Here is a 20,401-nt window from a genome sequence, read left to right as displayed (position 1 = left end):
GATGGGATTTCCAGGTTCCAAACGTCAGCCTTATCGGTGTAACGAGCCGAGGGTATTGAAAAGGACAACCTAATGCAAACAGCACTCCTCAAGCCAAAAATCATCGCCGTCGAGCCTCTGGGCGACCATCACGCCAAAGTCGTGATGGAGCCGTTCGAGCGCGGCTACGGCCATACGCTCGGTAACGCCCTGCGTCGCGTGCTGCTGTCGTCGATGGTCGGGTATGCCCCGACCGAAGTCACGATCGCTGGGGTGGTCCACGAATATTCCACCATCGACGGCGTGCAGGAAGACGTCGTCAACCTGCTGCTCAACCTGAAGGGCGTGGTGTTCAAGCTGCACAACCGCGACGAAGTCACGGTGTCGCTGCGCAAGGATGGCGAAGGCGTGGTCACGGCCGCCGATATCGAGCTGCCGCACGACGTCGAGATCATCAACCCGAACCACGTCATCGCCCATCTGTCGGCCGGCGGCAAGCTGGACATGCAGATCAAGGTCGAGCAAGGCCGTGGCTATGTGCCGGGCAACGTGCGCAAGTTCGGCGACGAATCCGGCAAGGTCATCGGCCGCATCGTGCTGGACGCTTCGTTCTCGCCGGTTCGCCGCGTGTCGTACGCGGTGGAATCCGCTCGCGTGGAACAGCGTACCGACCTGGACAAGCTGGTGATGAACATCGAAACCGACGGCGTGATCTCGCCCGAGGAAGCGATCCGCCAGTCGGCCCGCATCCTGGTCGACCAGCTGTCGGTGTTCGCCGCGCTGGAAGGCACCGAGTCGGCGGCCGAAGCCGCTTCGAGCCGCACGCCGCAGATCGACCCGATCCTGCTGCGCCCGGTCGACGACCTGGAGCTGACGGTGCGTTCGGCCAACTGCCTGAAGGCCGAAAACATCTACTACATCGGCGACCTGATCCAGCGTACCGAGAACGAGCTGCTCAAGACCCCGAACCTGGGTCGCAAGTCGCTCAACGAGATCAAGGAAGTCCTCGCCTCGCGTGGCCTGACCCTCGGCATGAAGCTCGAGAACTGGCCGCCCGCAGGTCTGGAGAAGTAATTGCGGCGCGGGGGGCTGGCCCCCGCACCGCGGTAACCGCCCTGGCTCCGGCCGGGGCCTGTATGACTACCGGCCCGCGCCCAGCAGTATCGGACGATAGAAGAGCTGGTCAAACACTTAACTGAAAGGAATCATCATGCGTCACCGTCATGGTCTGCGGAAACTGAACCGCACCTCGTCGCACCGTCTCGCGATGCTGCGCAACATGTCCAACTCGCTGTTCCAGCACGAGCTGATCAAGACCACCGTGCCCAAGGCCAAGGAACTGCGCAAGGTTGTCGAGCCGCTGATCACGCTGGCCAAGAAGGACACCGTTGCCAACCGCCGCCTGGCCTTCGCCCGCCTGCGCGACCGCGACATGGTCACCAAGCTGTTCACCGAACTGGGCCCGCGCTACGCCACCCGTCCGGGCGGCTACACCCGCATCCTGAAGTTCGGTTTCCGTCAGGGCGACAATGCGCCGATGGCGCTGGTCGAACTGGTGGATCGTCCGGAAATCACCGAAGCCCCGGCTGAAGAAGCCGCGGAATAAGTGCGTTTCCTGCCCGGCGCCGTCGCACGACGGTTTCGGGGCACACCGCTTACAATCGAGCCAGGCATCCGCCTGGCTCTTTTGTTTTGTGCGGGTCGGCGGTGGCCGGCCGCGGGGAGAGTGTCGATGCAACGCCATACTGACCAAGGGTCCGATCCCGACGAGGTGCTCGTCGTCGTCACCAATGCGCCCGATGCCGATACCGCAGCGCGCTTGTCGCGGGCCGTCCTGGAGGCGCGCGCCGCCGCCTGCGTGAACCGACTGGCTCCGGTCGAATCCGAGTACTGGTGGCAGGGCAAGCTGGAACAGGCGCAGGAATGGCCGCTGCTGATCAAGACCACGCGCGCCCGCTACGCTGCGCTCGAGGCTGTGATCCGGCAACATCACCCCTATGACGTGCCGGAGCTGGTCGCGCTGCCCGTGTCGGCCGGCTATGGGCCCTACCTGGAATGGGTGCGCAGCGAGACCGCCGGCGGCGCAGCACCGGGTACGGCAGTACCTCAGGATCAAAGCAAACAGGAATCGGCTTCATGAACATCGGTTTGGCACGGCGGGCGGATACGTCCGGGCAGATCTGGGCGCGGCATATTGCCGCAGTGCTGCTGGCGGCGCTGGCCTGGCTGTGCCTGGGGGGCACGCTCCACGCCGCCACCGAGGACGACTTCCTGCCGCCGGAGCAGGCCTTCCGCTTTGCCGCCAGCCAGCCGGACGACAAGACCATCGAAGTGCGCTTTGAGGTTGCGCCGGGCTACTACATGTACCGCGAGCGCTTCGCCTTTGCCGTGCAGCCCGCCGACGTGAAGCTGGGTGCGCCGGCCTATCCGCACGGCAAGGTCAAATTCGACGAGACCTTCGGCAAGGAGATGGAGACCTATCGCGACGCCGTGGTCATCCGCGTCCCGGTCGAGGCGGCGCCCGCCGACGGCAAATGGACGCTGACGGTGACCTCGCAGGGCTGCGCCGACAAGGGCTTGTGCTATCCGCCCATGGAAAGCGTCTACAAGATGGGCGGCAGCGCGCTGGCCGACCTGTTCGGCAAGCGCGGCCGCAGCGACGCACCGGCGGCGGAGCCGGCACCCGCCCCGCAGGCCGCGCCCGCGGCACTGCGCGCGGACGACAGCGACCGCATCGCCGGCGCGCTGGCCAGCCGTAATCTGGGGCTGATCGGCGCACTGTTCTTCGGGCTGGGCCTGTTGCTGACCTTCACGCCGTGCGTGCTGCCGATGGTGCCGATCCTGTCGTCGATCGTGGTCGGCGAGCACGTGACGCGCGGGCGCGCGCTGCTGGTGTCGCTGGCTTATGTGCTGGGCATGGCGGTGGTGTACACCGCGGTCGGCGTGGCCGCGGGGCTGCTGGGAGAGGGGCTGTCTGCCGCGCTGCAGAAGCCTTGGGTGTTGGGCGCGTTCGCGGCACTGATGGTGGCGCTGGCGCTGTCGATGTTCGGGCTGTACGAGCTGCAACTGCCGCAGCGCTGGCAGACCCGGCTGACTGAATCGTCCAACCGCCGTCAGGGCGGGCAGGTGGCGGGCGCTGCCGCAATGGGCGCGATCTCGGCGCTGATCGTCGGGCCTTGCGTGACTGCGCCGCTGGCCGGTGCGCTGGCCTATATCGCGCAGAGCCGCGATGCCGTGATCGGCGGCGCGGCGCTGTTCGCGATGGCGCTCGGCATGGGCGTGCCGCTGGTGCTGGTGGGCGTGGGCGCGGGCAACCTGCTGCCGCGCGCTGGGCGCTGGATGGAGGTGACCAAGCGCTTCTTCGGCTTCCTGCTGCTGGGCGTGGCGCTGTGGATGCTGGGGCCGGTGCTGCCGGCATGGCTGACGATGGTGTTGCTGGCGGCGCTGCTGCTGATGGCAGCGGTATTCCTCGGCGCCTTCGACGGCCTGGGCCCGGATCCGCGCAACCTGGCGCGGGTGGGCAAGGGTGTGGGCGTGCTGTTTGCCATCGCCGCCGCGATCGTGCTGATCGGCGTGGCGTCGGGCGGACGCGATCCGCTGCAGCCACTGTCGCACCTGAGCGTGGCGCGCGTTGGCGGCGAAACCGCCCAGGCGGTGCGCTTCGAGCGCGTGCGCAGCGTGGCCGAACTCGACGCCCGCGTGGCGCAGGCTGCCGCCGCGGGCAAGCCGGTGCTGCTCGATTTCTATGCCGACTGGTGCGTCAGCTGCAAGGAGATGGAGCGCATGACTTTCGTCGATCCGCGCGTGCGCGCGCGGCTGTCGGAGATCGTGCTGCTGCAAGCGGACGTGACCGCCAACAACGCCGACGACAAGGCGCTGCTCAAGCGTTTTGGCCTGTTCGGCCCGCCCGGCATCATCCTGTTCGGTGCCGACGGGCGCGAGCGCCCGGTGCGCGTGATCGGCTACCAGTCGGCCAACCGTTTCCTGGAAAGCCTGGAGCGCGCTTTCGGCGAACGCACGCGCACCTGAGCCGTACCCACGCCTGCGGCTAGCGTTCCAGGCGCCGTGCCAGCCCCCAGAGCGCGGCCAATACCACCACCACGGCGCCCATCAGGCCGATCGACCACCAGAAGCCGTGGGGCTCGCGCAGCCACGGCATGCGGTCGAAGTTCATGCCGAAGACGCCGGTGATCAGCGTCAGCGGCATGAACAGCGCCGTGATCAGCGTCAGCGCGCGCATGGTGCGGTTGGTCCGGTGCGCCACCGCCGAGAAGTGGATCTGCACCGCCGATTCAATCGAATCCTCCAGCCGGCGCGCATGCGCCAGCACCCGCTGGATATGCTCCATCACGTCGTTGATGCGCACCAGCAACACCTCGTCGCGGCCTGGCGCATTGGCTGCGCCGCCGGGCTGGTCGCTGCTGTAGCGGTTGTCGAGCAAGCTGTCGCGGAATTCTTGCAGCGCGTCGCGCTGCTCCTCGCTCAGGTGTTCCAGCTTGCGCAGCTGGATCCGCGCATCGAGCAGACCTTCCCAACTGGAGAAGCTGCGGCGCGAGTTCAGCAGCGCGCGCTGCCAGCGGTCGAGCTGGCGCGTCAGCGGCGCGCGCAGTTCCAGGTAGCGGTCGACCATCGCGTTGAGCAGCCGCAGCATCAGGTCCTCGGGCCGGCTGGGCGGACGGATGCCGTGCAGCAGCGGCTGGCCATTGCCGCGCCCGGGCGTGGCCTGCGGGCGCGGGGCCTGGCATAGCTCAAGCAGGCGCTGCCGCACCTGGTCGATGGTGCGCGACGGACCCGAGCGCACCGTGACCAGCACGGTGTCGAACATGAAGAAGGTGACCGGCTGCGTGTCGATCTTGGCCAGCGCCGGCAGGAAGCCGGGCGGATGCCGCTTCTGGCGGGCCACTGTTTCGGTCACGGGCGCCTTCGCGGCACCGGCAGAGGCTTCCTGCGGTTCAGCCTCGGCAATGGCGCGGCTGGTTTCGAAGGTCAGCTTGCGGAAGATCACCATGTCGTACGCGTTGGTCGTATCGAAGTACGACGGATGCGCGGCATTGGTGGCGTCGGCCAGGTGCAGGTCGAGGATGGGCGCGCCGGCAAGCTGGCGCACCTGCTCGCGCCAGGTGTCCGGCGCCGCGGTGACCTCTTCGGTGGAGAAGTCCGCCCACACGAACAGCGACGCGGCATTGCCGCCGAGGAAGCTGGCCGCGTCGGTGAGCGACGCGAGCGGGTGAACCTGGCTGGCGGAGAAACCAAGCAATTCCATGGGCGCGCTGCCGGTCGGCCGCTCAGGCCTTCAGCAGCCGCGCGGCGTCGCGGGCGAAATAGGTCAAGATGCCGTCGGCGCCGGCGCGGCGGAAGGCCAGCAGCGATTCCATCATCACCTTGTCGTGGTCGAGCCAGCCGTTCTGCGCCGCGGCCTTGAGCATCGCGTACTCGCCGCTGACCTGGTACACGTAGGTCGGGAAGCGGAACTCGTCCTTGACCCGGCGCACGATGTCCAGGTAAGGCATGCCGGGCTTGACCATCACCATGTCGGCGCCTTCCAGGATGTCCTGCGCCACTTCGCGCAGCGCCTCGTCGGTGTTGGCCGGATCCATCTGGTAGGTCATCTTGTTGCCCTTGCCCAGGTTGGCGGCCGAGCCCACCGCGTCGCGGAACGGGCCATAGAACGCCGACGCGTACTTGGCCGAGTACGCCATGATGCGGGTATGGATGTGGCCGTTGTCTTCCAGCGCGGCGCGCACGGCGCCGATGCGGCCGTCCATCATGTCGGACGGGGCGACGATGTCGACGCCGGCCTCGGCCTGCGCCAGCGCCTGGCGCACCAGGATCTCCACGGTCACGTCGTTGATCACGTAGCCGTTGTCATCGAGCACGCCGTCCTGGCCATGGCTGGTGTACGGGTCGAGCGCCACGTCGCACAGCACGCCGAGTTCGGGGAAGCGGTCCTTGAGCGCGCGCACGGCGCGCGGCACCAGTCCCTTGGGGTTGGTGGCCTCGCTGCCGTCGGGCGTCTTCAGCGACGGCTCGATCACCGGGAACAGCGCCAGCACGGGGATGCCGAGCTTGACGCAGTCTTCGGCCACCGGCATCAGCAAGTCGACAGACACGCGCTCCACGCCCGGCATCGACGCGACAGCCTGGCGCTGGTTCTGGCCGTCGAGGATAAAGACCGGGTAGATCAGGTTGTCCGGGGACAGGCGATGCTCGCGCATCATGCGGCGGGAGAAATCATCGCGGCGCATGCGGCGCGGGCGGAACTCGGGGAAGGTGGACATGGCGGCTTCTTGACGGAACAGGACGAATTGCAAGGCCGGCAAGCACGGCGCGCGCAGCGTCATGCGGCTGGCCGAAGAAAAACTAAACTTTTGTGCGTGCCCGCCATCATACTCGCGGACACTTTGCGTTGCGCGCTGCGTGGCGCGGTGTCCCCCGCTACTCCTCCCTGAGCGGGTACCCGCCCCAGCGGCGGGAAGTTTGTCCCCGTTGCTTGCGACGGGGCTTTTTTTTGCGCGCTCGCAGTCAGATCACGCGGCCGGATCGGACGCGGGGGGCACCGTGTTGCCCGCGGTGGACGGGCGTTCCACCTTCTGCGCTTCTGGCAGGTTGAGCCAGCCGGCGATGACGCTTTGCGCCTCTTCGATGCCGCGGCGCTTCAGGCTGGAGAACAGCTGCGCCGTCATCGGCACCGGTGTCTCCATCTGTTCGGCATAGCCTTGCAGCATCTTGCGCGCTTCACGCAGGGCCTTCGCGTTGTCGCTGTTGGTGAGCTTGTCGGCCTTGGTCAGCAGCACGTGGATGGGCCGGCCCGTGGGCAGGAACCACTCGACCATCTGGCAATCGAGATCCGTGAACGGCCGGCGCGCGTCCATCATCAGGATCAGTCCGGCCAGCTGCTGGCGCGTCTGCACGTAATCGCTGAGCAGGCCCTGCCAGTGGTACTTGGCCGAGCCCGAGACCTCTGCATAGCCGTAGCCCGGCAGGTCGACCAGGAACGCTAGCGGATCGGGCGCCTTGACCGGCGCCACCGAGAAATAGTTGATGTGCTGCGTGCGCCCCGGCGTGCGCGACGAGAACGCCAGCCGCTTCTGGTTGCACAGGAGATTGATGGCGGTGGACTTGCCGGCGTTGGAGCGGCCGGCGAATGCCACTTCGGGCACGGCCGTGGCGGGCAGGTCGCGCAGGTGGTTCACGGTGATGAAGAAGCGGGCCTGGTGAAGAAGGGACATGCGCTAGAGCGGTGGGGCGGGGCCGCGGAGGCAGCGCGGGGTGCGTGCCGGGGCCGGGGTCTCGCCAGGGTGGGATGGCTGCGGCCTGGGCCGCCCGCCGGGGTTGATCTGGCGCAGCCCTAAGCGGGCACGACAAGGCGCAAGGCATCAATCCGGCACATAACTTATTGTACAATACGCCGGTTTACGGTCTCCTGAGCGGGTGACGCGTGGCATCCATGCCGCGTGCCTCGGCTGCCGTCGTCCGGGCGGGAAGCCTAGTGTGTCGTTCCATCGTGGGCAAGGCCTTGCCCTGCATTGCGCGTTGCACCGGACGGTGCGGCGGCTGCGGGAGCGGGCTGGCGGGGTCTGCCGCCACGGCCAGCGTTGCGCGGATCGGTCAGCCGCACGCGGGTCGCCACGACTCCCAGCCTTTTGCACCGGCGCGTCCTCACCGCCGGCAAAGCGCCGGACCGGCACGCATCACGATATCCAAAACAATTCAGAGAAGGTGTGCGAATGAACCGCATTGCGAAGATTCTGGGTGTCCTGGCGCTGGCCGTTCCTGCCGCCGCCCTTTCCGGACTGGCATCTGCCGCAGAGCAGGCCGCCGCAAAGGCGGACCCCGCCAAGGGCGAAACGCTGTACACGCAAGGTGCCCCCGATCGCAATGTGCCCGCCTGCCTGAGCTGCCACGGTGCCGCCGGCAACAGCGCGGCTGCGGCCAACCCGAAACTGGCCGCGCAGCATCCCGAGTACGTTCACAAGCAGCTGGCCGACTTCAAGGCCAAGGCGCGCAACAACGCGATCATGGTGCCGATGGCGTCGGTGCTGACCGACGAGGAAATGCGCAACGTTGGGGCCTACCTGGCCAAGCAGTCGCTCAAGCCGGCCACCGCCAAGAACAAGGACAGCATCGAAGCCGGCCAGAAGATTTACCGCGGCGGCATCGCCGCCAAGGGCGTGCCGGCCTGCGCCGCCTGCCATGGCCCCGCCGGCGCAGGCATTCCGGCCCAGTATCCGCGAATTGGCGGCCAGTGGGCCGACTATACCGAGGCCCAACTGGTAGCATTCCGCCAGGGCACCCGCAAGAACAACCCGGTCATGACGACCATCGCCGCCAAGATGTCGGATGCCGAGATCAAGGCGGTGGCGGACTACGTCGCCGGGGTTCGCTGACGATCCGGGATTCCGCGACGCTGGCGCCTGCGCGCGCCGGCGCATCGGTTGAGCGGCCGCCGCCTGCCGGCGTGCCAGAGCATGCAACCGAACGCGCTTGTCACAATCGAAAAGGGTGGCCTGCTTGCCAAAGCATGTCCACCCTTTATTCATTTCCAGGCCGTAAGCTGTTTTAGGTTTCACTGCACATGTCGACCGCTTCCACTTCAGGGCTGCACCTGAAGACCTCTCACCGCGTGCTGCGCGACGCGGTCGAATTGTTGTCCTCGATGCGCTTTGCGATCGCGCTGCTGACGGTGATCTCCATCGCCAGCGTGATCGGCACCGTGCTCAAGCAGAACGAGCCGTATCCGAACTACGTCAACCAGTTCGGGCCGTTCTGGGCCGAGGTGTTCCATACGCTGTCGCTGCAGAAGGTCTACGGATCATGGTGGTTCCTGCTGATCCTGGCCTTCCTGGTGGTGTCAACCAGCCTGTGCCTGGTGCGTAACGCGCCCAAGATGGTGGCGGACATGCGCTCGTGGAAAGACCATGTGCGCGAGCGTAGCCTGCGCGCCTTCCATCATCGCGGCGAGTTCGATGGCGCCCGCCCGCGCGCCGAGGCGGTGGGCCGCCTGTCGGCCTTGCTGCGCAACCGCGGCTACCGCATCAAGGCGGTCGAGCATGACGGCGCCACGCTCCTGGCCGCCAAGGCCGGCGCCGCCAACAAGGCCGGCTATATCCTGGCGCACAGCGCCATCGTGGTGATCTGCATCGGCGGCCTGCTCGACGGCGACCTGTTGATCCGCGCGCAGATGTGGCTGGGCGGCAAGACCCCGATCCGCGGCAACGCGGTGATCAGCGAGATCCCGCCGCAGCACCGGCTGTCGGTGAACAACCCCGGCTTCCGCGGCAACGCCTATGTGCCGGAGGGCTCGACCGTCTCCACCGCCATCCTCAACATTGCCGACGGCGCGCTGGTGCAGGACCTGCCGTTCGCGATCACGCTCAAGAAGTTCAAGGTCGACTTCTATGAGACCGGCATGCCCAAGCTGTTTGCCTCGGACGTGGTCGTGACCGACCGCGCCACCGGCAAGCGCACCGAGGCCACTATCAAGGTGAACGAGCCGCTGATCGTCGATGGCATCGCCATCTACCAGTCCAGCTTCGAGGACGGCGGCTCGCGCCTGAAGTTCGTCGGTTACCCGATGCAGGGCAGCGGCCACGCCACCTTCGCCATCGACGGCGCGGTGGGCGGCAACAAGCCGCTGGCCGGCACCGGCACCAGCGCGGACAGCGACGGCCTGACGGTGGAGTTCAGCGACTTCCGGCTGATGAATATCGAGAACGTCACCGACGCCTCGGGCAAGCCCGATGCGCGCGGCGTGGCGCGCAAGTCCTTCAACGAGACGCTCGACAAGCATCTTGGCGCGGCCGCCAGCGCCGACCGCGCCAAGACGCTGCGCAATGTCGGCCCGTCGGTGCAGTACAAGCTGCGTGACCGCACCGGCCAGGCGCGCGAGTACAACAACTACATGGTGCCGGTGCAGATGGACGGCCAGTCGGTGTTCCTGGCCGGCATGCGCGAGTCGCCGAGCGAGCCGTTCCGCTACCTGCGCATTCCCGCCGACGACCAGGGCAGCGTGGCCGACTGGATGCGCCTGCGCGCCGCGCTGCAGGACCGCGCCTTGCGCGGCGAGGCGGCGCGCCGCTTTGCGCTGAGCTCGATGCCAGGCGACGACAAGGCCGAGCTGCGCCGACAGCTGGCCGAGAGTTCGCTGCGCGCGCTCGACCTGTTCGCCGGCGCCACGCGGCCCGCGCCGGATTCGCCGCCGGGTGGCTTCACCGCGATCGCGGCCTTCCTGGAAAAATCGGTGCCGCCGGCGGAGCAGCAGAAGGCTGCCGACGTGCTGCTGAAGATCCTCAACGGTTCGATGTGGGAGCTGTGGCAGCTCGCGCGTGCGCAGGACAAGCTGCCGGTGGTGGCCAACAGTGCCCAGAGCGGCGCCTTCCTGCAGCAGGCCATCAACGCGTTGTCGGATAGTTTCTTCTACGGCGCCCCCGTGTTCCTGCAGCTCGACGACTTCCAGGAAATCAAGGCCAGCGTGTTCCAGCTGACCCGTGCGCCGGGCAAGAACATCGTGTATCTTGGGTGTCTGCTGCTGGTGATGGGCGTGTTCGCGATGTTCTATATCCGTGAGCGCCGGGTCTGGGTCTGGGTGAAAGACCAGCCCGCCGCGGGCGACACCGATGCCGGCAGCCACGTGCTGATGGCGATGTCGACCCAGCGCCGCACCATGGATTTCGAAAAGGAATTCACCGCGCTGCGCGACGACATCGGCCGTGCCTCCGGAGGCCGCAGCGCCGCCCACGAGCCCGCCGGCACTCCCCACTGAATCGAGCAGGTACGCTATGTCCTCAAACGTGAACCAGGCCGGTACCGCGATGCGCGGCACCCCGCGCGCCGACACCGGCGCCGCCGAGGCCTACCTCGAACCTTCCTTCCTGCGCCGCCTGAGCTGGGTCGACTGGCTGTTTGCGCTGGCGCTCGCCGCTGGCGCCGGCGTGGCGCTGGCGCAATACGGGCAATGGATGAACGGCTACGACAAGGCCGTGCTGATCGCCGCCGTGCCGACCTTCGCGCTGCTCGGCTGGCACTGGAAGCCGGTGCGGCCGCTGATGGTGGCGCTGGCGGTGCTGCCGCTGTTTGCGATCCAGCTCTACCACGGCCAACTGGCGCGCGCGGACCAGGCCTTTTTCCTCAAGTACTTCCTGTCGAGCCAGTCCGCCATCCTGTGGATGAGCGCGCTGGTGTTCCTGTCCACGCTGTTCTACTGGGTCGGGCTGGCGTCGCGTTCGGGCACGGGCTACAGCCTCGGCAGCAAGCTGTGCTGGGCCGCGGTGGTGCTGGGCTTCACCGGCATGCTGGTGCGCTGGTACGAGTCGTACCTGCTCGGCACCGACATCGGACACATCCCGATCTCGAACCTTTACGAAGTGTTCGTGCTGTTCACGCTGATCACTTCGCTGTTCTACCTGTACTACGAAGGCCGCTACGCCACGCGCGCGCTGGGCCCGTTCGTGATGCTGGTGGTGTCGGCCGCGGTCGGCTTCCTGCTGTGGTACACGGTCAGCCGCAACGCGCAGGAGATCCAGCCGCTGGTGCCCGCACTGCAAAGCTGGTGGATGAAGATCCATGTGCCGGCCAACTTTATCGGCTATGGCACCTTTGCCCTGGCGGCGATGGTGGCGATGGCCTACCTGCTCAAGCAGCGCGGCATCCTGGCCGAGCGCCTGCCGTCGCTGGAACTGCTCGACGACGTGATGTACAAGGCGATCGCGGTCGGCTTTGCCTTCTTCACCATCGCCACCATCCTCGGCGCGCTGTGGGCGGCCGAGGCCTGGGGCGGCTACTGGAGCTGGGATCCCAAGGAAACCTGGGCGCTGATCGTGTGGCTCAACTACGCAGCGTGGCTGCATATGCGATTGATGAAGGGGCTGCGCGGCACTGTGGCGGCCTGGTGGGCGCTGGTCGGCCTGCTGGTAACGACCTTTGCGTTTCTGGGTGTGAACATGTTCCTGTCGGGGCTGCACAGCTACGGCGAACTCTGAGGCCGGCATGCTGCAATGCAAAAACCTGCCCGCGGGCAGGTTCTTTTTCGACTTTTTTCAATTTTTTTGGGCGCTGCGGGAATAAAGAGATCACATCCGGTGTTTACTTGAGGAACGGTGCCGGCTGGCGGCACCGGTTTGCATGGAGAACAAGATCATGGCAAGTCTGCGTCGTAACGCTGCGGCATCCCTCGTTCGTCCCGGTGCGCTCGCGCTTGGCTGCGCGGCCGTCCTGCTCGCCGGTTGTGCCGGCATGGGCATGGGCGGCGGCAGCGCCGGCAATCTGCCGCCCACGGTGAAGGTGACCAATGGGGTGCTGACCGACCCGCAGGGCCTGACGCTGTACACCTTTGACCGCGACACCGCCGGCAGCGGCAAGAGCGCCTGCAACGGCCCCTGCGCCACCAACTGGCCGCCGCTGATGGCCGCCCCGGGCACCAGTGGCTCGGGCCAGTACACCATCATCACCCGCGATGACGGCGGCAAGCAGTGGGCCTACCGCGGGCAGCCGCTGTACCGCTTCGCCAAGGACGCCAAGCCGGGCGACCGCACCGGCGACAACGTCAACAACGTCTGGCACGTGGCCAAGCCCTGACGTCGCGGCAGCCGCCACCACAGTCGCGACAGCGACCACGGCATGGAAGGGTTTGACGGCCAGCTCGTCGCGCTGGCGCCGCGGCTGCGGCGCCATGCGCGCGGCCTCACCGGCGACGCGGCGCTGGCCGACGACCTGGTGCAGGACACGCTCGAGCGCGCGCTGCGCTACCGCTGGCGCTTCCGCCTGCGCCCCGGCGCCTGGTGGGGCGACGGCGCCGACGGCCTGCTGCCGTGGCTGCTGACGCTGATGCACCGCCTGCGCCTCAACGCCTTGCGCAGGAAGGAGCTGGTGGTGGCCACCGACACCCTGCCCGAGGTCAGCGGCCCCGCGGAAGACCCGGGACTGCGCCGCGACCTGTCGCAGGCGCTGGCGCAGTTGCCCGAGCCGCAGCGCGCCGTGCTGCTGCTGGTCAGCCTGGAACAATTGACCTACGCCGAGGCCGCGCGCGTGCTCGACATCCCACAAGGTACGGTGATGTCACGGCTGGCGCGGGCCCGCGAACAGATGCGGCGGCTGCTTGACGGCGTGGCGCCGAACCGGACCCCCAAGGCCGCCAATCCGCTGCAACGGGTGAAATGATGCCGGGCATCCAGGAAGCCGATCTCCACGCTTATGCCGATGGCCAGTTGGCCGGCGCGCGCCGCGCCGCCGTCGAGGCCTATTTGGCGCAGCACACTGACGCGGCGGCTCAGGTGGCCGCCTGGCGCCGGCAGGCCGAGGCGCTGCACGGCGCGCTCGACCCTGTACTCAATGAGCCGGTGCCCCTGTCGGCCTTGCCGCCGGGTTTGCACGGTGAGCCGGGGCACAACCGCAGCCGCGCAGGCCGGCGCGATGGCGTCCGCCCCTGGCCGCGCTGGACCATGGCCCTGGCAGCCACTTGCGCTTCGGTCGCGCTGCTGACCGTGGGCGGTGCGCTGGGCTGGCTGGCACACGGCCGGCTGGGCGGTGGCACGCTGGTACTGGCGCCCGGCGAGCGCTTCGCCCGCGAGGCCCTCGCCACGCACGCGGTCTACGCCCCGGAGATGCGTCACCCGGTGGAAGTCGCGGCGACCGAGGAGGCCCACCTGGTCGCCTGGCTGTCGCGGCGCCTGGGCACTACGCTGCAGGTGCCGGACCTGCGCGCGCAAGGCTTCCACCTCATCGGCGGCCGGCTCGGCGTTGCCGAGGGCGGCCCGTCGGCCATCCTGATGTATGAAGCGGACGATGGCACGCGCCTGTCGCTGCAACTGCGGCGCATGGCGCAGGGCACGCCCGATACGGGCTTTCGCGTCGAGCGCGTGACGGGCGAGGGCGCGCGGCGCCGCCCGCCGGGCCGCGACCCGATGATGGCGTTCTACTGGATCGACCGCGACCTGGGCTTTGCGCTGGCGGGGCCGCTGGAGCGCGCCCGGCTGCTGACTTTGGCGCAGGTGGTGTACCAGCAATACCAGGGCGGATAGCGGCATGCCGCGCTTGCGACACACGGTGCGCAGGTGCCCCGTCATTTCGACGCAACCAAAAAAATCTGTCAGGACTGGCCCGCACTCCGCGACCAAGCCCGGAGTCCAATCCTGCAAGCACGCTGGCGCCGCCGGCGCCGGCCCCCCAGGCAATCGAGGAAAACCATGCTGATTCCTTCCCCCAAATGGCTGCGCGGCGGCGACATTGCCGCCAGCGAGATCACACCCCGCCATGTCTTTGAAGCGCGCCGGCGCATCCTGCTGCTGGCCGCCGCCGGTGCCGCCGGCGGCACGCTGGCGCCGTGGTTCGCGCGCCAGGCCCTCGCGCAGGGGCAGCATGGCGCCAAGCTGGCCGCGACACCCAACAACGGCTACGTCATCACCGAGAAGCGCACGCCGTACGAAGAGGTCACCACCTACAACAACTTCTACGAATTCGGTACTGACAAGTCCGACCCGGCGCGCCACGCCGGCACGCTGCGCCCGCGCCCGTGGCAGGTGGCGGTCGAAGGGCTGGTGAAGAAGCCGAAGGTCTATGACCTGGACGAGCTGATGAAGCTGGCACCGATGGAAGAGCGCGTCTACCGGCTGCGCTGTGTCGAGGGCTGGTCGATGGTGATCCCCTGGATCGGCTATCCGCTGGCCGAGCTGATCCGCCGCGTCGAGCCGCAGCCCGGCGCGAAGTACGTGCAGTTCATCACGCTGGCCGACAAGAAGCAGATGCCCGGCGTCAGCAGCGGCGTGCTCGACTGGCCCTACAGCGAGGGCCTGCGCATGGACGAAGCCATGCATCCGCTGGCGTTGCTGACCTTCGGCCTGTACGGCGAGGTGCTGCCCAACCAGAACGGCGCGCCGGTGCGCATGGTGCTGCCGTGGAAATACGGCTTCAAGAGCGCCAAGTCGATCGTAAAAATCCGCTTCGTCGACAAGCAGCCGCCGACCAGCTGGAACCTGGCCGCGCCGCAGGAATACGGTTTCTACTCGAATGTGAACCCGGACGTCGACCATCCGCGCTGGAGCCAGGCCACCGAGCGCCGCATCGGCGAAGAGCGCGGCAGCGGCTTTGGCGCGTTGTTCGCGCCCAAGCGCAAGACCCTGCCGTTCAATGGCTATGGCCAGCAGGTGGCCGCGCTGTACCAGGGCATGGACCTGAAGAAGTTCTTCTGATGCAAGGCGAGCGCATGGCTACCTCTACTCCCACCGCCAGCCCCGCGGCGCGCAAGCCCGCGAGCCTGGCCACGCTGACGCCGCAGCGCGTACGGGCGCTCAAGCTTGCGCTCTGGCTGCTCGCGCTGCTGCCGTTCATGCGGCTGCTGTACCTCGGCGCCACCGAGCAGTTCGGCGCCAATCCGCTGGAGTTCGTCACGCGCTCGACCGGCACCTGGACGCTGGTGATGCTGTGCCTGACGCTGACCATCACGCCGCTGCGCCGCCTGACCGGCTGGAACTGGCTGATCAAGCTGCGCCGCATGCTGGGCCTGTTCGCGTTCTTTTATGGCCTGCAGCATTTCCTGCTGTGGATTGGCGTGGACCGGGGCTTTGACTTCGCCTACATGATCAAGGACGTGTACAAGCGGCCCTTCATCACGGTCGGTTTCACCGCCTTCATGCTGATGGTGCCACTGGCGCTGACCTCGACCAACGGCATGGTGCGCCGCCTCGGCGGCAAGCGCTGGCAGGCGCTGCACAAGCTGGTCTATGCGATTGCCGTGCTGGCGATCCTGCATTACTGGTGGCACAAGGCGGGCAAGAACGACTTCGGCGAAGTGTCGATCTATGCCGCGGTGGTGTTCGTGCTGCTGGGGATGCGGCTGTGGTGGCGGCTACGCAAGCCGGCCGCGGGGACGCGCCAGCCCGCCGCTTAGGACGGCGGGCCGGGCCTTGCGGAGTCAGTCCTGCAGCAGGCGCTCATCGCGGAACAGGTCTTCGACCAGCTCGCGCTCGCGCACCAGGTGCACCCTGGCGCCATCGACCATGACTTCGGCGGCACGTGGCCGGGTGTTGTAGTTGGAGCTCATGGTAAAGCCGTAGGCGCCGGCCGACATCACCGCCAGCAGGTCGCCGGGCTGCACCGCCAGCGCGCGGTCGCGGCCGAGCCAGTCGCCGGATTCGCAGACCGGGCCCACAATGTCGTAGGTCACGGCCGTGCCGTCGCGCAGCGCCACCGGCTCGATGCGGTGGTAGGCCTCGTACATGGCCGGGCGCGCCAGGTCGTTCATGGCGGCGTCGACGATGCAGAAATTCTTGGCCGCACCGGGCTTCAGGAATTCCACCTGCGTCAGCAGCACGCCGGCGTTGCCCACCAGCGAGCGCCCGGGCTCGAACAGCACCTCGCGATGGCCATGACCGCGCGCGGCCACGCGTTCCAGCAGCGTGGTGGCGAAGCCAGTGATGTCCGGCGGGGTTTCATCGGTGTAGGTGATGCCGAGCCCGCCGCCCACGTCGATGTGTTCCAGGCTGATGCCTTCGCGCTCCAGCGCCTCGACCACGTCCAGCACCTTGTCCAGCGCTTCCAGGTAGGGCTCGACCTCGGTGATCTGCGAACCGATATGGCAGTCGATGCCGGTGACTTCCAGATGCGGCAGCGCGGCGGCGGCGCGGTAGGTCGGCAGCACGTCTTCGAAGGCGATGCCGAACTTGTTGCCCTTTAGGCCGGTGGAGATATAGGGGTGGGTTTTAGCGTCGACGTCGGGATTGATACGCAGCGACACGCGCGCGCGCTTGCCGACGCGGCCGGCCACTTCGTTCAGGCGGTCCAGCTCGGGGATCGACTCGACGTTGAAGCAGCGCACGTCCTGCGCCAGCGCCAGTTCCATCTCGGCCGCGCTCTTGCCCACGCCCGAGAACACCACTTTGCGCGGGTCGCCGCCGGCGGCCAGCACGCGCTTGAGTTCGCCGCCCGAGACGATGTCGAAGCCCGCGCCCAGCCTGGCGAACACCTGCAGCACCGCCAGGTTGGAATTCGCCTTCATCGCGTACTGGACCTGTGCCTTGCGGCCCTGGCAGGCAGCGGCATAGGCCTGGTACGCGGCGGTCAGCGCCGCACGCGAGTACACGTAGGTGGGCGTGCCGAATTCGGCGGCGATACGCGCCAGCGGCACCTGCTCGACGGCAAGCGCGCCGTCCTGGCGATGGAAAAATGCGGTCATGGTTATCGGGTGGTGGGGGCGGCGGGGGAGGATGCCGGCGTGGCCTGGGCGGCCGGCATCGCATCGGCACGGCCAAGGCCCGGATCCGGTACGGTCGGCTGGGCCGGCTCGGGCGGGACCTTGGGCAGGGTCAGCGGCCCGCGGATACCGCATCCGCCCAGCAGGGGCATCGCAAGGGCGGCGGCAAACGCCGATACAATCGCAACACGACGCAGCATCGGGTCGTCCTTTTGGCTGTTGGCAAGGCGTTGGATGGCCAGCGCGCGACGGCCGGGCATCCGGAAGATTCTCAACAAAAAAGCCGTTCGCGCCACGTACGCCCGGTCCGGGCAGCGGCGGCAACGGCGGTCTCGGAGTTTAGCATGCCCCCCTTGAGCGAAAGCGAGTTCCTGGCCCTGGCCACGCAGGAGCTGGACCGCATCGAAGCCGCGGTCGAGGCGGCCGCCGACGCGGCCGACGCCGACATTGAAATCAGCCGTACCGGCAACGTGATGGAGCTGGAGTTCGAGAACGGCTCAAAGATCATCATCAACAGCCAGGCACCGATGCAGGAGCTGTGGGTGGCCGCGCGCGCCGGCGGCTTCCACTTCCGCCGCGACGGCGAGCGCTGGATCGATACCCGCAACGGCGGCGAGCTGTATGGGGCGCTGTCGCGGTATGTCAGCGAGCAGGCGGGCGCAAGCCTCAAGCTCGACTGACGCCACGCGCCCGGCGGCGCAAAAAACAAAAGCCGGCCTTGCGGCCGGCTTTCTGCTGTCTGCTGACTGCGCTCAAGCGCCGCCGAACATCTCCAGGATCTTGCGTTTCTCCTGCTCGGTATCGGCCGGCGGGTTCGTCGATTCGTCCGGCTTGCCCGGCCACGGATCGCCCAGTCCCACCGATGCTACGCCCGCGCCACCAGCGTTCTCTTCGAAGGTCCAGTCGCCGCCCACCATCAGCACGCCCTCGGGGGCGGGCCGTTCCGGAGACTCTGGCACGCCCTTGAGCACCTTGCCCATGTAGCCAACCCAGATCGGCAGGGCCAGGCCGCCGCCGGTCTCGCGAACGCCGAGGCTCTTGGGCTGGTCGTAGCCCATCCAGGCGATCGCCACCAGGTTGGGGGTGTAGCCGGCGAACCAGGCGTCGACGGCGTCGTTGGTGGTGCCGGTCTTGCCGGCCAGGTCGTTGCGGCCCAGCCGTTGCTTGGCGCTGTTGGCGGTGCCCATGCGCACCACGTCGCGCAGCATGGTGTCGGCGATAAACGCGGTGCGGGCGTCGAGCACGCGCACGGCGTCGCTGCCGGCGCGTTGCGGACGGGTTTCGGAGATCACGTTGCCGCGCGCGTCGACCACCTTCTGGATCAGGTACGGGTTGACGCGATAGCCGCCGTTGGCGAACACCGAGTACGCGCCGGCCATCTGCAGCGGCGTCACCGCGCCCGAGCCCAGCGCCATCGGCAGGTAGGCGGGGTGCTTGTCGGCTTCGAAGCCGAAGCGGGTAATGTAGTCCTGCGCGTATTGCGTGCCGATCGCGCGCAGGATCCGTACCGAGACGAGGTTCTTGGACTTGGCCAGCGCGCGGCGCATGGTCATCGGGCCCTCGAAGCGGCCGTCGTAGTTCTTCGGTTCCCACACCTGGCCGCCGGTATCGGGACCGATCGTCAGCGGCGCGTCGTTGATCACCGTGGCCGGCGAAAAGCCCTTTTCCAGCGCCGCCGAGTAGATGAACGGCTTGAAGCTGGAACCCGGCTGGCGCCAGGCCTGGGTCACGTGGTTGAACTTGTTGCGGTTGAAGTCGAAGCCGCCCACCATCGAGCGGATCTCGCCATCCTGCGGGTTGATCGAGACGAATGCCGCGGCCACTTCCGGCAGCTGCGTCACCGACCAGTTGCCCTTTTCATCCTGCGTCACGCGGATCACCGCGCCGGGGCGCATCTTCATCTTGGGCTGCGCGTTGGCCGACAGCGACGGCGAGATAAAGCGCAGTGCCGAGCCTTCGATGGTCGCCACTTCGCCGGACAACAGCGTCGCCTTGACCTGCTTGGATGACACGCTGGTGACCACGGCCGAGCGCAGGTCGCCGCTGCCCGGGTGCTCGACCAGTGCATCGTCGATGGCCTGCTCCCGCTCGGCCGGGTCAGACGGCAGGTCGATGAAGGCCTCGGGACCGCGGTAGCCGTGCTTGCGCTCGTAGTTCATGATGCCGCTGCGCACGGCTTCATAGGCGGCATCCTGGTCGGTCTTGGTCAGCGTGGTGTAGACCGTCAGGCCGCGCGTGTAGGTTTCCTCCCGGTATTGCGCATACATCAGCTGGCGCACGATCTCGGCCACGTATTCGGCATGCGTGGAGAACTCATTGCCCTCGGTGCGCACCTTCAGCTCGGCCTGCACGGCCTGGTCGTACTGCTCGGGCGTGAGGTAGCGCAGGTCGCGCATGCGCTGCAGGATGTACTCCTGGCGCACCTTGGCGCGGCGCGGATTGACCACCGGGTTGTACGCAGACGGCGCTTTCGGCAACCCGGCCAGCATGGCCGCCTCGGCCGGCGTCACATCGCGCACCGACTTGCCGAAGTACACGCGCGCGGCGCTGTCGAAGCCGTAGGCGCGCTGGCCCAGGTAGATCTGGTTCATGTACAGCTCGAGGATCTGGTCCTTGCTGAGGTTGGCCTCGATCTTGTACGCCAGCAGCATCTCGTAGATCTTGCGGGTGTAGGTCTTTTCGCTCGACAGGAAGAAGTTGCGCGCCACCTGCATGGTGATGGTAGAAGCACCCTGCGACAGCCCGCCGCGCAAGTTGGCCAGCCCGGCACGCATCACGCCGACGAAGTCGACGCCGCCGTGCTCGTAGAAGCGGTCGTCCTCGATCGCCAGCACGGCCTTTTTCATCACGTCCGGAATTTCGGCAATCGGCACGAAATTGCGCCGCTCCTCGCCGAATTCGCCGATCAGCACATTGTCCGCGGTGTAGATCCGCAGCGGAATCTTGGGGCGGTAGTCCGTGATGGTGTCCAGCGAAGGCAGGTTGGGCGCCGCCACCAGCAGCGCGTAGCCAAGCAGCAGCGCAATCATGACGGCACCGGCGACAACCAGTCCGACCGCCCAGAACATGAGCCGCGTCCAGATCGGACGGCGGGCAGGGTGGGACGGCTTCTGTTGTGCTGTGGCCATAAGGGAAATACCTAGTCAGGGGTGCCCGCGATTATATCTTCCGGCATCGGCCAGCCCGGGCGCACAGTGGCGGGGGCGCCGCTATCGCGCTGTTACAAGATGTAAGGCCGCG

At 67.5% G+C, this 20,401-nt stretch carries 19 protein-coding genes; 13 read left to right on the top strand and 6 right to left on the bottom strand.

Features of this window, described 5'->3' with window-relative positions:
* Nucleotides 1–72: 72 nt before the first annotated feature.
* From E5S69_RS22340 to dsbD, 4 genes are all read left to right on the top strand, one after another.
* Nucleotides 73–1,053, top strand: a complete 981-nt coding sequence (locus E5S69_RS22340) for a DNA-directed RNA polymerase subunit alpha (RefSeq protein WP_010812374.1) — start codon at nucleotides 73–75, stop codon at nucleotides 1,051–1,053.
* Nucleotides 1,054–1,189: 136 nt separating this feature from the next.
* Nucleotides 1,190–1,585 carry a 50S ribosomal protein L17 gene (gene rplQ / locus E5S69_RS22335; protein WP_010812373.1) on the top strand — a complete coding sequence of 132 codons (396 nt, stop codon included), beginning with the start codon at nucleotides 1,190–1,192 and terminating at the stop codon, nucleotides 1,583–1,585.
* A 126-nt stretch (nucleotides 1,586–1,711) separates the two neighbouring features.
* Nucleotides 1,712–2,119: a divalent-cation tolerance protein CutA gene (gene cutA, locus E5S69_RS22330; protein WP_171516797.1), complete on the top strand. Its 408-nt coding sequence runs from the start codon at nucleotides 1,712–1,714 to the stop codon at nucleotides 2,117–2,119.
* Nucleotides 2,116–4,008 (top strand): protein-disulfide reductase DsbD, encoded by a 1,893-nt coding sequence (gene dsbD, locus E5S69_RS22325; protein ID WP_171516796.1) that lies wholly within the window; start codon nucleotides 2,116–2,118, stop codon nucleotides 4,006–4,008. The genes cutA and dsbD overlap by 4 nt, the downstream gene beginning before the upstream one ends.
* A gap of 19 nt (nucleotides 4,009–4,027) precedes the next feature.
* Here dsbD and E5S69_RS22320 read toward each other — a convergent pair whose 3' ends face one another.
* The 3 genes from E5S69_RS22320 to yihA all read right to left on the bottom strand — a co-directional run bounded on the left by E5S69_RS22320 (nucleotide 4,028) and on the right by yihA (nucleotide 7,208).
* A complete protein-coding gene (locus E5S69_RS22320; protein ID WP_171516795.1) occupies nucleotides 4,028–5,242 on the bottom strand; it encodes a magnesium transporter CorA family protein in 1,215 nt (404 codons plus the stop codon).
* Between the two features lie 22 nt (nucleotides 5,243–5,264).
* Nucleotides 5,265–6,257, bottom strand: a complete 993-nt coding sequence (gene hemB / locus E5S69_RS22315; protein WP_171516794.1) for a porphobilinogen synthase — start codon at nucleotides 6,255–6,257, stop codon at nucleotides 5,265–5,267.
* 249 nt (nucleotides 6,258–6,506) lie between these two features.
* Nucleotides 6,507–7,208 carry a ribosome biogenesis GTP-binding protein YihA/YsxC gene (yihA, locus tag E5S69_RS22310; RefSeq protein ID WP_171516793.1) on the bottom strand — a complete coding sequence of 234 codons (702 nt, stop codon included), beginning with the start codon at nucleotides 7,206–7,208 and terminating at the stop codon, nucleotides 6,507–6,509.
* 498 nt (nucleotides 7,209–7,706) lie between these two features.
* Here yihA and E5S69_RS22305 point away from each other — a divergent pair, with 498 nt between their 5' ends.
* The 8 genes from E5S69_RS22305 (at nucleotide 7,707) to msrQ (ending at nucleotide 15,859) form a co-directional block, all read left to right on the top strand.
* A complete protein-coding gene (locus E5S69_RS22305) occupies nucleotides 7,707–8,366 on the top strand; it encodes a c-type cytochrome (protein ID WP_171516792.1) in 660 nt (219 codons plus the stop codon).
* A 188-nt stretch (nucleotides 8,367–8,554) separates the two neighbouring features.
* Nucleotides 8,555–10,741, top strand: coding sequence for a cytochrome c biogenesis protein ResB (locus tag E5S69_RS22300; RefSeq protein WP_171516791.1), 2,187 nt, complete (start codon nucleotides 8,555–8,557; stop codon nucleotides 10,739–10,741).
* Between the two features lie 49 nt (nucleotides 10,742–10,790).
* Nucleotides 10,791–11,957, top strand: coding sequence for a c-type cytochrome biogenesis protein CcsB (gene ccsB, locus E5S69_RS22295; RefSeq protein WP_171516818.1), 1,167 nt, complete (start codon nucleotides 10,791–10,793; stop codon nucleotides 11,955–11,957).
* Nucleotides 11,958–12,114: 157 nt separating this feature from the next.
* Nucleotides 12,115–12,552 carry a COG4315 family predicted lipoprotein gene (locus E5S69_RS22290; RefSeq protein ID WP_171516790.1) on the top strand — a complete coding sequence of 146 codons (438 nt, stop codon included), beginning with the start codon at nucleotides 12,115–12,117 and terminating at the stop codon, nucleotides 12,550–12,552.
* Nucleotides 12,553–12,594: 42 nt separating this feature from the next.
* The gene (locus E5S69_RS22285) at nucleotides 12,595–13,134 is read left to right on the top strand and encodes an RNA polymerase sigma factor (RefSeq protein ID WP_171516789.1); all 540 of its coding nucleotides are present in this window, start codon (nucleotides 12,595–12,597) and stop codon (nucleotides 13,132–13,134) included.
* Nucleotides 13,131–13,994 (top strand): anti-sigma factor family protein, encoded by an 864-nt coding sequence (locus E5S69_RS22280; RefSeq protein WP_171516788.1) that lies wholly within the window; start codon nucleotides 13,131–13,133, stop codon nucleotides 13,992–13,994. Before E5S69_RS22285 ends, E5S69_RS22280 begins: the two co-directional genes overlap by 4 nt.
* Before the next feature lie 165 nt (nucleotides 13,995–14,159).
* The gene (msrP, locus tag E5S69_RS22275; protein ID WP_171516787.1) at nucleotides 14,160–15,161 is read left to right on the top strand and encodes a protein-methionine-sulfoxide reductase catalytic subunit MsrP; all 1,002 of its coding nucleotides are present in this window, start codon (nucleotides 14,160–14,162) and stop codon (nucleotides 15,159–15,161) included.
* Nucleotides 15,161–15,859: a protein-methionine-sulfoxide reductase heme-binding subunit MsrQ gene (msrQ, locus tag E5S69_RS22270; RefSeq protein WP_171516786.1), complete on the top strand. Its 699-nt coding sequence runs from the start codon at nucleotides 15,161–15,163 to the stop codon at nucleotides 15,857–15,859. Before msrP ends, msrQ begins: the two co-directional genes overlap by 1 nt.
* Nucleotides 15,860–15,883: 24 nt before the next feature.
* On the opposite strand, the gene lysA is transcribed toward msrQ, so the two are convergent.
* Both lysA and E5S69_RS22260 read right to left on the bottom strand, forming a co-directional pair.
* Entirely contained in the window at nucleotides 15,884–17,143 is a 1,260-nt protein-coding gene (lysA, locus tag E5S69_RS22265) for a diaminopimelate decarboxylase (RefSeq protein ID WP_171516785.1), read from the bottom strand.
* Nucleotides 17,144–17,145: 2 nt separating this feature from the next.
* On the bottom strand, nucleotides 17,146–17,421 hold the full coding sequence (locus tag E5S69_RS22260) for a hypothetical protein (RefSeq protein ID WP_236901407.1): 276 nt from the start codon (nucleotides 17,419–17,421) through the stop codon (nucleotides 17,146–17,148).
* An 84-nt stretch (nucleotides 17,422–17,505) separates the two neighbouring features.
* On the opposite strand from E5S69_RS22260, the gene cyaY reads away from it, so the two are divergent.
* Nucleotides 17,506–17,841, top strand: coding sequence for an iron donor protein CyaY (cyaY, locus tag E5S69_RS22255; protein ID WP_171516784.1), 336 nt, complete (start codon nucleotides 17,506–17,508; stop codon nucleotides 17,839–17,841).
* A 72-nt stretch (nucleotides 17,842–17,913) separates the two neighbouring features.
* Here cyaY and E5S69_RS22250 read toward each other — a convergent pair whose 3' ends face one another.
* A complete protein-coding gene (locus E5S69_RS22250; RefSeq protein WP_171516783.1) occupies nucleotides 17,914–20,289 on the bottom strand; it encodes a penicillin-binding protein 1A in 2,376 nt (791 codons plus the stop codon).
* Nucleotides 20,290–20,401 lie beyond the last annotated feature (112 nt).

Source organism: Cupriavidus necator (assembly GCF_013141915.1).
GTDB lineage: Bacteria > Pseudomonadota > Gammaproteobacteria > Burkholderiales > Burkholderiaceae > Cupriavidus > Cupriavidus necator_B.
This window is presented reverse-complemented; position numbering and strand designations above follow the sequence as displayed.

Excerpts from the sequence above, each read along its gene's own strand:
- lysA (WP_171516785.1), bottom strand. The coding sequence starts at position 17,143 with ATGACCGCATTTTTCCATCGCCAGGACGGCGCGCTTGCCGTCGAGCAG.
- E5S69_RS22320 (WP_171516795.1), bottom strand. The coding sequence starts at position 5,242 with ATGGAATTGCTTGGTTTCTCCGCCAGCCAGGTTCACCCGCTCGCGTCG.
- yihA (WP_171516793.1), bottom strand. The coding sequence starts at position 7,208 with ATGTCCCTTCTTCACCAGGCCCGCTTCTTCATCACCGTGAACCACCTG.
- hemB (WP_171516794.1), bottom strand. The coding sequence starts at position 6,257 with ATGTCCACCTTCCCCGAGTTCCGCCCGCGCCGCATGCGCCGCGATGAT.
- dsbD (WP_171516796.1), top strand. The coding sequence starts at position 2,116 with ATGAACATCGGTTTGGCACGGCGGGCGGATACGTCCGGGCAGATCTGG.
- msrP (WP_171516787.1), top strand. The coding sequence starts at position 14,160 with ATGCTGATTCCTTCCCCCAAATGGCTGCGCGGCGGCGACATTGCCGCC.
- E5S69_RS22285 (WP_171516789.1), top strand. The coding sequence starts at position 12,595 with ATGGAAGGGTTTGACGGCCAGCTCGTCGCGCTGGCGCCGCGGCTGCGG.
- rplQ (WP_010812373.1), top strand. The coding sequence starts at position 1,190 with ATGCGTCACCGTCATGGTCTGCGGAAACTGAACCGCACCTCGTCGCAC.
- ccsB (WP_171516818.1), top strand. The coding sequence starts at position 10,791 with ATGCGCGGCACCCCGCGCGCCGACACCGGCGCCGCCGAGGCCTACCTC.
- cyaY (WP_171516784.1), top strand. The coding sequence starts at position 17,506 with ATGCCCCCCTTGAGCGAAAGCGAGTTCCTGGCCCTGGCCACGCAGGAG.
- E5S69_RS22280 (WP_171516788.1), top strand. The coding sequence starts at position 13,131 with ATGATGCCGGGCATCCAGGAAGCCGATCTCCACGCTTATGCCGATGGC.
- msrQ (WP_171516786.1), top strand. The coding sequence starts at position 15,161 with ATGCAAGGCGAGCGCATGGCTACCTCTACTCCCACCGCCAGCCCCGCG.
- cutA (WP_171516797.1), top strand. The coding sequence starts at position 1,712 with ATGCAACGCCATACTGACCAAGGGTCCGATCCCGACGAGGTGCTCGTC.
- E5S69_RS22300 (WP_171516791.1), top strand. The coding sequence starts at position 8,555 with ATGTCGACCGCTTCCACTTCAGGGCTGCACCTGAAGACCTCTCACCGC.
- E5S69_RS22290 (WP_171516790.1), top strand. The coding sequence starts at position 12,115 with ATGGCAAGTCTGCGTCGTAACGCTGCGGCATCCCTCGTTCGTCCCGGT.
- E5S69_RS22260 (WP_236901407.1), bottom strand. The coding sequence starts at position 17,421 with ATGCCCGGCCGTCGCGCGCTGGCCATCCAACGCCTTGCCAACAGCCAA.
- E5S69_RS22250 (WP_171516783.1), bottom strand. The coding sequence starts at position 20,289 with ATGGCCACAGCACAACAGAAGCCGTCCCACCCTGCCCGCCGTCCGATC.
- E5S69_RS22340 (WP_010812374.1), top strand. The coding sequence starts at position 73 with ATGCAAACAGCACTCCTCAAGCCAAAAATCATCGCCGTCGAGCCTCTG.
- E5S69_RS22305 (WP_171516792.1), top strand. The coding sequence starts at position 7,707 with ATGAACCGCATTGCGAAGATTCTGGGTGTCCTGGCGCTGGCCGTTCCT.